Origin of the sequence: Pseudomonas berkeleyensis (assembly GCF_014109765.1) — a bacterium.
GTDB lineage: Bacteria > Pseudomonadota > Gammaproteobacteria > Pseudomonadales > Pseudomonadaceae > Aquipseudomonas > Aquipseudomonas berkeleyensis.
The window spans coordinates 5,555,573-5,568,109 of record NZ_CP059139.1 but is presented as its reverse complement, the minus strand read 5'-3'; the positions used below and the strand labels follow the sequence as shown (position 1 = coordinate 5,568,109).

Below are 12,537 nucleotides of genomic sequence, written 5' to 3'. Positions count from 1 at the left end.
CGGTACACCCCGCCCGATGTTGGCACTCGCGACCAGCGTTCGTCGGCAGGTCTCCTGGCTGACAGGTCTTGGTCTGTTGCGGCCTTCCCGGAAATCCAGTGGCGTGGGTGCAGCAGACTCGCTGTTTACAGTTGCGGGGGCAGCCACGGTTTAGCCGTGTTCCCTCTTAGGCCCGTTGCAGAGTCGTATCGACTCAAGGGCACCGACGAAGGCTGTATTATGCCCGCTTTGCCCGGCGCCGCGACACGCGCCTTGTCGGCTACTTGTGAGGTAGGTGGATGAAACCCTGGTTGACCCTGGTCGGCATCGGCGAAGACGGCTATCCCGGTTTGGGCAAGGCCGCGCGCCGTGCCCTGCTGGCGGCCACCCGTATCGTTGGCGCGCCGCGCCAGCTGGCGCTGCTGCCGCCGTGCATCAGCGGCGAGCGGGAAACCTGGCCGAGCCCCTTCGACCTGCAACCGCTGCTGGCCCGGCGTGGCGAGGCAGTGTGCGTGCTGGCCAGCGGTGACCCGATGTTCTATGGCGTCGGCGCCAGCCTGGCGCGCCAGGTGCCGGCCGATGAGTTGCAGGTGTTGCCGGCACCGTCCTCGGTGTCGCTGGCAGCGGCGCGCCTGGGCTGGCCGCTGCAGGAGGTGGAGGTGCTGTCGTTGGTAGGCCGGTCGCTGGCCACGCTCAACGCCCGGCTGTATCCCGGCACGCGCCTGCTGGTATTGAGCGCCGATGGCGACACGCCTGCGCAGGTCGCCGAAGCCCTGCGTGCGCGTGGTTTCGGCGCCAGTCGGCTGACCTTGCTGGAGCATCTTGGCGGGGCGGATGAGCGCCGACTCGATGGTCAGGCCGCGAGCTGGGACCTGCCGCGTGGCGCCGATCTCAACCTGCTGGCTGTGGAATGTTTGGCCGACGCTGGGGCGCAATTGCTGCCACCGACCTGCGGCCTGCCGGACGACGCTTACCGCCACGACGGCCAACTGACCAAGCGTGATGTGCGCGCGGTCACCCTGGCGCGCCTGGCGCCGCTGCCCGGCGAGCTGCTATGGGACGTTGGCGCCGGCTGCGGTTCCATCGGCATCGAGTGGATGCGCGCGCACCCGGCCTGCGGAGCTATCGCCATCGAGGCCAACGAGGGGCGCCAGGAACACATTCGCCACAATCGTGATGCCCTCGGTGTACCCGGTCTACAACTGGTCGCCGGGCATGCACCCGAGGCCTTGGCCGGACTGCCGGCGCCGGATGCGATCTTCATTGGCGGTGGCGTTACCGTGCCTGGCGTGCTCGATGATTGCTGGGCCGCGCTCAAGCCGGGCGGGCGTCTGCTGGCCAATGCCGTGACCATTCAGAGTGAGGCGGCGTTGGTCGCCTTCCGTGAGCAGCATGGCGGTGAGCTGCTGCGCCTTGTCGTAGCCCAGGCGCAGCCGCTGGGCAGCTTCGACACCTGGCGTGCAGCGCTGCCAATCACCTTGCTGGCGGTGCGCAAACCTTGAACCGGCGCATTCTGCTGCTCGGCGGCACCACCGAGGCGCTGCGCCTGGCGCGCCGGTTGGGGGCGGAGGCGATCTACAGCCTGGCCGGCCTGGGTCGTGTGCCGGATGACCTGGCCTGCCGCGTGCGGGTCGGCGGTTTCGGTGGCGCCGATGGCCTGGCTGCCTTTATCGCCAATGAAGGCATCGAGTTGCTGCTGGATCTGACTCACCCCTATGCGGCGCAGATCAGTCAGAACGCTGCGCGTGCTGCCGAGATCGCAGATGTGCCCTGTTGGGCGCTGCGTCGCCCTGGCTGGCAGGCCGGCCCTCAGGATGACTGGCGTGAGTTCGAGGATTGGGACGATCTGATCCGCCTGCTGGCGCCTTTCAGTAGGCCTTTCTTCACCTCCGGGCGTGAGCCGCTGGCGCATCTGCATGAAATACCCGAACACCAGCACTGGACGGTGCGCTGCCTGCAGGTCGAGCCGGCGCCAACCCGTGCCGAGGTGATCGGTGCGCGCGGGCCATTCAGCCTGGAAAGCGAGCGCGAGCTGTTTGCCCGTATCGCCTGCGACGTGCTGGTGAGCAAGAACAGCGGCAGCCACTCCACCGAGCCGAAGTTGCAGGTCGCCCGCGAGTTGGGCCTGCCGGTGCTGCTGCTGCGTCGGCCGGCGCTGCCGGTGGTGGATCGGGAGTTCGCCGAGATGGGGACATTGTGGGAGGCGCTGCAGCAGCGGCTCTGATACGGGGTCTGATAGCGACGTACCCTGACCTACCCTGTGTGTACGCGGGAAGCTGGTGCGCGTGGCGCACCCTACGGGGAGTCGTGATGGCTGATCAGGCTGTGCGTCTGACCTTGAATGCGGCATGCAGATCCGCCGTCGGCGTGGGCGCGAAGCACATCCTGTCGAACACGCCATGCAGGTGGTCGACCAGCAGTTGGGTCGCGCGGGTAATGTCGCCGGCTTGCAGCGCCGTGATCAGCGCCAGGTGTTCCTCGCAGGTTTGCGCCGAATAGACCGTACCCCTGCTCAGCGCGATGCTCAGCGATGATCGCGACAGCAGACCGCGGAGGAAATCCAGCAGCAGCTTGTTACCGGCAAGCTCCGCCAGCTTCAGGTGGAACTGGCCGGCCTGCTCGATCAGGCCGGCGCCATCGCCGGCAGCCAGGCAGCGCTGCTGGTTTTCCACCAGGGTGTGCAGTTCGTGCAATGGGCTGTCCGCCAGGTGCTTGCCGAGTTGGCGGATGACTTCCACTTCCACCAGCAGGCGCGCCTCCAGCACCTGTCGGGCCTGGCGTTCGCTGGGCCTGCTGACCTGGGCGATCTGCCTCGGTTCGAGGGTCACCGCGCCTTCTTCGGCGAGCTTGGTCAGGGCGCGTTGCACCGTCCATTCACTGACGCCGAAGATCCGCCCAAGGGTGCCTTTGTCCAGCTTGGCTGTGGGCGTCAGGCGTTTTTCCAGAATCGCCGCGTAGATGCTCTGGTAGACGAAGTGGCTGGTGGGTCTGCCTTCCTTGCGGGCAGTCTGGATTGGCTGCTGAACAGCTGCGTTTGCACTCATGATCACACCTGTCGACTGGTTCGGGGCTGCGTGCAGGCGAGCGCCTGTACCCACGTAGCGCCTGGGTGAAGAAGTTGTCTGGTTTGCCTGCCGGTTGGCGGCGGTTTATGCCTGCGGCACGCGCAGGTTGATGTTCAAGCGAGTGCCTTCGTTGAGGATGTGCTGGCGCATCGCCTGGCTGGCCTGCTCGCTGTCCTGGCGGCGAATGGCACGCAGGATCGCCTCGTGTTCCTGAAGGATTTCCTCGGCATATTCCGGGTGGCGCAGCATCAACTGATCGCTCTGTTCCAGGGCGCTACCGATCTGCTTGGAAACACTAAGAAAGATCGGGTTGGAGGTGAGCGCCACCAGCTTGCGGTGGAAGCTGGTGTAGGTGCCCGCCAGCGCTTGCATGTCGCCGTCCTCGACCGCCTCACGCATGTCCAGCAGCAGCAGGCGCAGCTGGCTCAGCTCGGCGCCGTCGAGTGTCTGCGCGACCAGCCCGGCCATGAACGGCTCCAGCGCATAGCGCAGCTGCAGCACATCGGCCATGGTGGCGCTCGGCGGCGCCTTCACTTCCGGCAGGGCAGCGCCCCGGCGTTCCAGCACCATGACGCCCTTGCCGGGCAGTGAGCGCAGCACGCCGAGGGTTTCCAGCACCGTGATCGCCTCGCGCAGGCTGGGACGGCTGACCTCCATCTGCTCGGCCAGCTCGCGTTGACCCGGCAGCATCTGGCCCGCAGGCCAGAGCCCCTGATCGATGGGTTCGAGCAGCTTGCGGACGACCGAATCGACCAGCTTGGATGAAGAAAACATGGGTCCCCCCTAATCAGCGAAACGATACGAGCGGCCGCACGCGCGGGCAGGGCGGCACTCACCGCCATGGGCTCCAGGCGCCGTGGCGATAAGAGCAGACCGAGCCCAGGTTGTCATCAGCCGCGAGCCTCACTCTCTTGCGGCAGCGCTACGCGCATGCTGGCCGAATCGTTGCTGGCGCTGGCTTGCACAGGTTTGCCGTCCAGCACCGCGTGGGCGCGTTGCAGGTCGATGTCATTGTCCCAGCGGGCGATGGCCACGGTGGCGGTGCAGTTGCCGATCAGGTTGGTCAGCGCACGGCCGATGCCCATGAACCAGTCGACCGCGAGCACCAGCACCAGGCCGGCGGCGGGAATCGCCGGCACGGCGGTCAGGGTCGCGGCGAGGATCACCAGCGCCGAACCGGGAATGCCGTGAGCGCCCTTGGAGGTGATCAGCGAGACCAGCAGGATGGTGATCAGGTCGCTCATCGCCAGATCGGTGCCGGTGGCGTGGGCGATGAACACCACCGCCAGGGTCAGGTAGATGGAGAAACCGTCCAGATTGAACGAGTAGCCGGTGGGAATCACCAGGCCGACCGTGGAGCTGCGCACGCCCATATGTTCGAGCTTGCGCATGATCTGCGGCAGCACGGCGTCGGACGAGGCGGTGCCCATGACGATGGTCAGCTCTTCGCGGAAGTAGCGCAGGAAAGGGAACAGGCCCACGCCGCACAGGCGCAACACGCCGCCCAGCACGATCAGCACGAACAACACGCAGGTCACGTAGAACACCGCCACCAGGGCGCCCAGGTGCTTGAGCGAGTCGATGCCGTACTTGCTGGTGGTGAAGGCGACGGCGCCGAACACGCCGATCGGCGCCAGGCGCACGATCATGCCCATGATGCGGAAGATCACATGGCTGAATTCATTGATCAGCCGGGCCACGCCGCTGGCCTGCTCACCGACGAGGTTCAGCGCGCTGCCGAACAGCACGGCGAACAGCAACACCTGGAGGATGTTGTTCTCGGCGAATGCGCCGAGTACCGAGGAGGGGATCAAGTCCATGATGAAGGTCGCCGGGCCGTGCAGCTCCTGGGTGCGACTGGCGTAGAGCGCGGCATCGCTGGCCGACAACTCGTTGAGGTGGAGGTTGGCGCCAGAACCCAGGCCCAAGCCATAGGCCACCACCAGCCCGAGAATCAGAGCGAAGGTGGTCAGCACCTCGAAATAGATCACCGACTTCAGGCCGATGCGGCCCACTTTCTTCAGATCACCGGCACCGGAAATGCCGCTGACTACCACGCAGAACACGATCAGTGCGATGAGCATCTTGATCAGCTTGATGAAGCCGTCGCCCAGGGGTTTGAGCTGGGTGGCCAGCTCCGGCAGGCTGAGGCCGCACAACACGCCAAGCACCAGGCCTATCACGACTTGCAGGAATAGCGAGCGGGGAAGCAGTTTCATGAACATTGCGGGGGTCTCCGTTAGGCGCGTTGATCCACGCCCGCACGGAGGCCCGGAAATGAACGCCTGATTTTTTTTATGGTATTACCGGTATGACCAGTTCAGGCTATGCGCAATCGCCAGGGCTGACAACCCCCTCTCTGTGAATGCCATGAGCAGTGGCGACGAACGGGAATACGAAGGCCGTCAGCAACTGGTAAGACCGGGCTAGCGTCGTGACTGAAGTCCCTCCGCGCATCGAGATTGGTGTGGTTGGCGGTGCGCGCGGCGCACCCTACGTAGGGTGTTGGTGGGGCGACCCGGATTGCATCCGGGCTACGACTGGCGCGCCATTGCCGCTAGACTGCCGGCCCGTTTTGGAGACCGTCATGAGCCAAGCCCCCTACGCCCGCGTTCTGTTCATCGGCCCCGGCCTGGCTCGTGGGGCGTCGGCCGAGCGTCTGCAGCAACGCATCGAAGCGCTGTTGGGCGAGGCGCACCTGCATGACACGGATCAGGACGATTGGTTGCAGGCCATCGATGAGGCGCCGCGACCGTTGCTGGTGGTCGATCTGGAACCGCGCGCCGATGCCGCGCATCGCGACTGGCTGCGCGAGCGTATCGCCGAGCGCGGCGACGGGGCCGAGGTGTTCGTGGTCTGCACGGCGCTGGAGGACACCTGGCTCGATGGTCTGGGCGCGTTGCTGGCGCATCGTCAGGCGCATCTTCCCTGCAGCGACGTGCCGCCCGTGCCGGCGCACCACGCCTGGTCGCAGATTCCGCCACACGCGCAACGCCTGCTGCTGTGCAACGGCCCACGCTGCACGCGCAAGGGCGCACTGGGCCTGTGGAAAACCCTGCGTCAGCGACTCAAGGCCGCCGGCAAGCTGGAGTGCGAGGGCGGGGTGCACATCACCCGCAGCCAGTGCCAGTTCCCCTGCGACCTGGGGCCGACCGCGAGCCTTTATCCACAGGGCGAGTGGTACGGGATCAAGGATGAAGCGGCAGTGATTCGCCTAGTCGACGAACGCCTGGTGGTGGGCAGGGCGCTGCCGGAGTTGCGCATCGACGAGCAGGGCAACAATTAGCAACCCGGATTACGCCTGCGGCGAATCCAGGCTATGAGCAATCGCCGCTAAAGCGCCTCCCACAATTGCCCCGTGCCTTGACTTGAGCGGAGTCGGATGGTCATATCCGCCCCGCTTCAGGTGTCTCACGCCGCCGTGCGTGAGGTGAAACGGGAAGTCGGTTGAAGTCCGACGCTGCCCCCGCAACGGTAAGCGAGCGACCGCATCGAAACGCCACTGTGCGCCACGCGCATGGGAAGGCGATGCGTTCATGACCCTCGCAAGCCCGGAGACCGGCCTGGAGTCGTTTGTGTCTGGCAACCCGCGGTGGGCGGGCGTTGACTCCAGCAGGGCGCCCCCGTGCCTCTGTCTGCTGTTGCGCATTTCCATCGGATTGCCGTGCCTTTTCCCTGACGATGGAACACTCATGGCGCGCCATTTCCGTTTCAAACAATCCTTCCAGGCCGTTTCGGCTGCAGCACCCGTTCGCCTGCCTTCCCGGCTGCGAAGATCGATAATGTTATGTTATAACACTAACATTTCATCTCTCGATTCTCCGCGCAACAACGGAAGTTCTGCCGTGCGAAACCCTGTCCTTCACTGCACCTGGCCACTGGCTCTGCTGCTCAGCGGCCTGGTCATGGCCAACGAAGCCGTCGATCTGCCCGAACTCACCATCCAGGCCAAGACCGCCGAGGAGGGTGCTACCGACCTGCATACCCCGACCGTCGCCGGTTCGCGCCTGGGTCTTACGGCCCTGCAAACCCCGGCCAGCAGCACCAGCCTCAGCGGCGCGGAGGTGCGCGAACGCAACAACCGCAGCGTGCAGGATGCGGTGACGCGTACGGCGGGTATCAGCGATATCGGCGCGCCCGGTAACGGTGGCACGGCGCTGTCGGCGCGCGGTTTCACCGGTCATGCCTCGGTGATGACGTTGTTCGATGGCATCCGCATGTACACCGGCATGGGCACCGTGTCGTTCCCGCACGATCCCTGGATGGTCGAGCGTATCGACGTGCTGCGTGGCCCGGCCTCGGTGCTGTACGGCGAAGGCGCCACGGGCGCGGTGGTCAACGTGCTGGCGAAGAAGCCCTTCGAGGGCGAAATCAAAAACCATGTGCGCTTCGGCTACGGCTCGTTCGACCGCAATCAGCAGGCGCTGGATAGTGGCGGTTCGCTGAGCGACACCCTGAGTTACCGCCTCAATCTCAACCGTGAGGCCAGCCATGGCTGGGCCGATCGCGACGATTCGCAGAACCTGGGCCTGAGCGCTGCGTTGCGCTGGCAAGCCAACGATGACCTGGCATTCACCCTGGCTCACGATCAGGGCAAGCTGCAGCCCGGTAGTTACTTCGGTACTCCGCTGGTCGATGGCAAGTTGCGCGACAGCCTGCGCGAGAAAAACTACAACGTGCGCAACGCCGAGATCGCCTACCACGAGCAGTGGACGCGACTGACCACCGACTGGACGCTTTCCGATCAGGTCAGCGCCAGCAACCAGCTTTACTACCTCAAAGCGCGCCGCTACTGGCGTAACGCCGAGAACTTCACCTGGGACGCCGCTCAGGGTCAGCTCAACCGCCGCGAACATCTGGAGATCAAGCACGGTCAGGAACAGATCGGCGACCGCCAGACGTTCACCTTCAACCATTCGTTGTTTGGCCTGGCTAGCCGCACCCTGATCGGTGGCGAGTACAACCGTGTACGTTTCAACCTGAGCAACAACTCGCCCTACACCGATGTTGGCCCCGACTACATCGATCCCTGGAACCCGGCACCCGGTTATTACCAGAGCGCCGACGCATACAGCCCGCTCTCGCGTAGCCAGCTCAATACCTTTGCCGTGTTCGCCGAGAACCAGTTGCAGCTCACTGAGCGCTGGTCGCTGATCACCGGCATTCGTCGCGACCAGAACCATATCGATCGCGATAACCTGCGTGACGGCAGTCGCAGTGACCGCAGCCTGAGTGGCGGTAACTGGCGCGCCGGCCTGGTGTTCGCTGTCACTCCGCAACTGTCGCTGTATGGCCAGTATTCCACCAGCGAGGACGGGGTGAACAACCTGCTTACCCTCAACCCGACCCAGCAGCAGATGGATCTCACCGAGTCCAAGCAGACCGAGTTCGGTCTCAAGCAGGCGTTCTGGAATGGCCGTGGTGAATGGACGCTGGCGGCCTACCACATCGTCAAGAAGAAGCTGCTCAGCCGCGAAACCCCAGCCTCGGCGACTGTGCAGATCGGCCAGCAATCGTCCGATGGCCTGGAAGCGACCCTGGAGCTGGCGCTCGACGGCGGTTGGCAGGTGTCGGCCAACGCAGCGTTGGTGCGCGCCGAATACGATGACTTCGTCGAAGGCGGCGGTGATCGTAGCGGTAATCGTCCGACCGATGTGCCGCGGCGTACCGCCAACCTGTGGCTGAACAAGGATCTGGGACAGGGTCTGGAGGCCGGTATTGGCGCTCGCTATGTCGATGCCCGCTACGCCGATACTGCCAACACCGTGGACGTGCCGGGCTATACCGTGGTCGATGCCCATGTTGCCTGGCAGGTGCAGCCGGATGTGCGCCTGGGCCTGCAGTTGAACAATCTGTTCGACCGCACCTACGCCCGTAGCCAGATGCACAACGGCCAGCAGTGGCTGCTCGGCCAGCCGCGCTCGTTCTTCGTCACCGCGGACTACAGCTTCTGATGCAGCGCCTGCGCATCCGCGAGCTGGCCTGGTCGCCCGATGGCCAACGGCCGCTGCTCGACGGCATCGACCTGGCGGTCGACGACGGCGAGCTGGTGGGGATGATCGGCCCCAACGGCAGCGGCAAGACCAGCCTATTGCGCTGCGCCTATCGCTTTCAGCGGCCCAGCGCCGGCCAGGTCGAACTGGATGGCGAGGCGCTGTGGCAGCGCTCGCCGCGCTGGAGCGCGCAGCGCGTGGCGGTGGTGCTGCAGGAATTCCCGCAGGACTTCGGCCTGCGTGTGCACGAACTGGCGGCCATGGGCCGCACGCCGCACAAGGGGCTGTTCGATGGTGACGATGCCGAGGATCGGCGTCTGGTCGACGAGGCGCTGGCTCGCGTCGGTCTGAGCGACTTAGCGCAGCAGCCCTTCGCCCGGCTGTCCGGGGGCGAGAAACAACGCGTGCTGCTCGCCCGTGCCCTGGTGCAGCAGCCACACCTGCTGATCCTCGACGAGCCGACCAATCACCTCGACCCGCGTTACCAGCTGGAGCTGTTGCGGCAGATCAAGGCGCTGGGCCTGGCGACCCTGGCCAGCTTCCATGACCTCAACCTGGCGGCGGCCTTCTGCGACCGCCTGTGCGTGCTCGACCAAGGCCGCCTGGTGGCCGTTGGCAGGCCCACCGAAGTGCTGACCGCCGAGCTGCTGCAGCAGGTGTTCGGCCTGCAGGCGCTGGTCGACACCCATCCACTGGCGGGGCACCCGCGCATTACCTGGATAGTCTGATGAGTCTGTGCCATTCGCGGCTGAAGCCGCTCCTACCCACGCTCGTGCTCTCGTCTCTGTTGCTGGCCAGCCCCGCCAGCCCCGCCTGGGCCGCCACCGTGACCAGCTGCGACCGTCAGGTAACCATCGAGCAGCCGCCGCAGCGTGCGGTCAGCCATGACGTCAACATGACCGCCATGTTGCTGGCCCTGGGCCTGCGCGAGCGCATGGCCGGCTACACCGGCATCAGCGGCTGGAAGACCCTCGACCCGGACATGCGCGCGCAACTCGACGGCCTGCCCGAACTGGCCGCGCGCTACCCGTCGCTGGAGAACCTGCTCGATGCCGGCACCGACTTCGTCTTTGCCGGCTGGAACTACGGCATGCGCATCGGCGGCGAGATCACCCCGGCCAGCCTGGCGCGCTTCGACATCCCGGTTTACGAGCTGAGCGAGTCCTGTGCGCATGTCATGCCCGGCCGCGTTGCCAGCCTCGACGATGTCTACAACGACCTGCGCAACCTCGGCCGTATCTTCGCCGTCGTGGATCGCGCCGAGGCCCTGGTGCAGGGCATGCAGGTGCGGGTGGCGGCGGTGCAGGCACGTCTGGGCGTGCAGCCGACGCGGCCGCGGGTGTTCGTCTACGACAGCGGCGAGGACGTGCCCTTCAGCGCCGGGCGTTTGGGCATGCCGCAGCCGCTGATCGAGGCGGCCGGCGGGCGCAATGTGATGGACAGCGTCGCAGCCAACTGGATGAAGGTCGGCTGGGAGTCGGTGGTCGAGGAGGATCCCGAGCTGATCCTGATCGTCGACTATGGCGAGCGCACGGCCGCACAGAAGCGCGACTTCCTCCTGCAGCATCCGGCCTTGCAAGGCGTCACGGCGATCCGCGAGCAGCGTTTCGTGGTGCTCTCCTACCTCGCCGTCACACCGAGCCTGGATAACGCCGCCGCTATCGAGACCCTGGCTGCCGCGCTGCATCCCGAGGTTTTCGCCCAGTGAGTCGCTATCGCCTGTTGCTGCTCGGGTTGATCGTGTTGCTGGCGCTGTCCTGTGCGGTTTCGCTGGGTTTCGGCGCGGCGCAGGTGCCGCTCGAACGCGTGCTGGCGATCCTCGGCCAGCACCTGTTCGGCATCACGCCCGCTGCGCCGGTCAGCAGTGGGCAGGACAGCATCGTCTGGCAACTGCGCGCGCCACGGGTGCTGCTCGGCGCGCTGGTGGGCGCCGGGCTGGCGCTGGTCGGCACCGCTTTGCAGGCGGTGACGCGCAACCCGCTGGCTGACCCGCACCTGCTCGGCGTCAGCTCCGGCGCGGCCTTCGGTGCGGTGCTCGTGGTGCTCTACCTGGGCGAGTTCGCCGGGCTGCTCAGCCTGCCGTTGGCGGCCTTCGTCGGCGCATTGGCGAGCATGCTGCTGGTGCTGGCCATCGCCAGTCGCAGCGGGCGGCTGGAGAGCGACCGCCTGCTGCTGGCCGGGGTGGCGGTGTCGTTCGTGATGATGGCGGCGAGCAACCTGCTGCTGTACCTGGGCAACCCGCACGCGGCCAGTTCGGTGCTGTTCTGGATGCTTGGCGGCCTCGGCCTGGCGCGTTGGGAACTGCTCTGGCTGCCGGCCGTGTGCCTGTTGCTGGCGCTGGCCGTGCTGCTGGGATTGGGGCGCGCGCTGAACGCGCTGATGGCTGGCGAGCAGAGCGCGGTAAGCCTCGGCCTTGAACCACGCCGGGTGCGTCTGCTGGTGTTCGTGGTGGCCTCGCTGCTGACCGGCGTGCTGGTGTCGCTGTCCGGCGCCATCGGCTTCGTCGGCCTGATGCTGCCGCACGTGGCGCGTTTCCTGGTCGGCGCCGAGCACCGCCGCCTGCTACCGGTGGCGGCGCTGCTCGGTGCGCTGTTCCTGGTCTGGGTCGATGTCGCGGCGCGCACCTGGCTGGCGCCGCAGGATCTGCCCATCGGCATCGTCACCGCCGCCATCGGCGGGGTGTTTTTCGTGGCCCTGCTCAGGCGTCGTTAGCCAGCGGCCTCACAGTCGAAAACGCTGCACCTGGTTTTGCAGCGTACTGCCGAGGCGGGCCAGCTCCAGGCTCGCTTGGCTGGTCTGTTCGCTGGCGGTGTAGGCCTGCTCGGTGATGCTGCGCACATTGAGCACGCTGCGGTTGATTTCCTCGGCGACGGCGCCTTGTTGCTCGGCGGCGGCGGCGATCTGCTGGGTCATGCCCTGGGCGTTGCCGATGCTCGCGGTGATGCTCTGCAACGCATCGCCGGCCTGACGGGCCAGCTCGACGCTGTTGTGGGTCAGGCTGCGGCTGCCTTCCATGCGTTGCACGGCCTTGAGCGTGCCTTGTTGCAGGGCGGCGATCAGCGCCTCGATTTCCTGGGTGGACTGCTGGGTGCGCTGGGCCAGACCACGCACCTCGTCGGCGACCACGGCGAAGCCGCGCCCGGCTTCCCCGGCACGGGCGGCCTCGATGGCGGCATTGAGGGCCAGCAGGTTGGTCTGCTCGGCGACCGACTTGATGACGTCGAGCATGCTGCCGATGCGCCCGCTTTCCTCGGCCAGGGCACTGATGGCCTCGCCGGTCAGTTCGACTTCTCCGGACAGGCTGTTGATCTGTTCGATGGCCTTCCTGACGATCTGCGCGCCGTTGCTGGCGTCCTGCGCGGTGAGTTCGACCGCGTGCGCCGTTTCGACCGCATTACGCGCCACGTCCTGCACCGAGGTGGCCATCTCGTGCATGGCGGTGGCGACCTGGTCGGTTTCCAGTTTCTGCTCGTTGGCACCGGCACGGGTCTGCTGGGTGA

General features: G+C 66.1%; 11 protein-coding genes and 2 riboswitches. Of the genes, 7 read left to right on the top strand and 4 right to left on the bottom strand.

Annotation, left to right across the window (positions count from 1 at the left end):
* Positions 1-27: 27 nt before the first annotated feature.
* Positions 28-222, bottom strand: a riboswitch (cobalamin riboswitch).
* A gap of 56 nt (positions 223-278) precedes the next feature.
* On the top strand, positions 279-1,481 hold the full coding sequence (cbiE, locus tag HS968_RS25860; RefSeq protein WP_182369407.1) for a precorrin-6y C5,15-methyltransferase (decarboxylating) subunit CbiE: 1,203 nt from the start codon (positions 279-281) through the stop codon (positions 1,479-1,481).
* Positions 1,478-2,203, top strand: a complete 726-nt coding sequence (locus HS968_RS25855; RefSeq protein ID WP_182369405.1) for a cobalt-precorrin-6A reductase — start codon at positions 1,478-1,480, stop codon at positions 2,201-2,203. Before cbiE ends, HS968_RS25855 begins: the two co-directional genes overlap by 4 nt.
* A gap of 94 nt (positions 2,204-2,297) precedes the next feature.
* Here the strand turns inward: HS968_RS25855 and HS968_RS25850 are convergent, their stop codons facing one another.
* The 3 genes from HS968_RS25850 to HS968_RS25840 all read right to left on the bottom strand — a co-directional run bounded on the left by HS968_RS25850 (position 2,298) and on the right by HS968_RS25840 (position 5,269).
* Positions 2,298-3,023: a GntR family transcriptional regulator gene (locus HS968_RS25850; RefSeq protein ID WP_182369403.1), complete on the bottom strand. Its 726-nt coding sequence runs from the start codon at positions 3,021-3,023 to the stop codon at positions 2,298-2,300.
* A 105-nt stretch (positions 3,024-3,128) separates the two neighbouring features.
* Positions 3,129-3,818, bottom strand: a complete 690-nt coding sequence (locus tag HS968_RS25845) for a FadR/GntR family transcriptional regulator (protein WP_119694982.1) — start codon at positions 3,816-3,818, stop codon at positions 3,129-3,131.
* 116 nt (positions 3,819-3,934) lie between these two features.
* On the bottom strand, positions 3,935-5,269 hold the full coding sequence (locus HS968_RS25840; RefSeq protein ID WP_179623181.1) for a C4-dicarboxylate transporter DctA: 1,335 nt from the start codon (positions 5,267-5,269) through the stop codon (positions 3,935-3,937).
* A 362-nt stretch (positions 5,270-5,631) separates the two neighbouring features.
* On the opposite strand from HS968_RS25840, the gene HS968_RS25835 reads away from it, so the two are divergent.
* The 5 genes from HS968_RS25835 to HS968_RS25815 all read left to right on the top strand — a co-directional run bounded on the left by HS968_RS25835 (position 5,632) and on the right by HS968_RS25815 (position 11,749).
* Entirely contained in the window at positions 5,632-6,330 is a 699-nt protein-coding gene (locus HS968_RS25835) for a (2Fe-2S) ferredoxin domain-containing protein (protein ID WP_182369401.1), read from the top strand.
* Between the two features lie 101 nt (positions 6,331-6,431).
* Positions 6,432-6,625, top strand: a riboswitch (cobalamin riboswitch).
* Between the two features lie 264 nt (positions 6,626-6,889).
* Positions 6,890-8,998 carry a TonB-dependent receptor gene (locus HS968_RS25830; protein ID WP_182369399.1) on the top strand — a complete coding sequence of 703 codons (2,109 nt, stop codon included), beginning with the start codon at positions 6,890-6,892 and terminating at the stop codon, positions 8,996-8,998.
* Positions 8,998-9,765, top strand: coding sequence for an ABC transporter ATP-binding protein (locus HS968_RS25825; protein WP_182369397.1), 768 nt, complete (start codon positions 8,998-9,000; stop codon positions 9,763-9,765). Before HS968_RS25830 ends, HS968_RS25825 begins: the two co-directional genes overlap by 1 nt.
* Positions 9,765-10,745 (top strand): ABC transporter substrate-binding protein, encoded by a 981-nt coding sequence (locus tag HS968_RS25820; protein ID WP_182369395.1) that lies wholly within the window; start codon positions 9,765-9,767, stop codon positions 10,743-10,745. The genes HS968_RS25825 and HS968_RS25820 overlap by 1 nt, the downstream gene beginning before the upstream one ends.
* Complete coding sequence (locus HS968_RS25815) at positions 10,742-11,749, top strand: FecCD family ABC transporter permease (protein ID WP_182369393.1); 1,008 nt, start codon at positions 10,742-10,744, stop codon at positions 11,747-11,749. The genes HS968_RS25820 and HS968_RS25815 overlap by 4 nt, the downstream gene beginning before the upstream one ends.
* Before the next feature lie 9 nt (positions 11,750-11,758).
* Here the strand turns inward: HS968_RS25815 and HS968_RS26875 are convergent, their stop codons facing one another.
* A complete protein-coding gene (locus HS968_RS26875; RefSeq protein WP_407681671.1) occupies positions 11,759-12,463 on the bottom strand; it encodes a methyl-accepting chemotaxis protein in 705 nt (234 codons plus the stop codon).
* Positions 12,464-12,537: the final 74 nt, after the last annotated feature.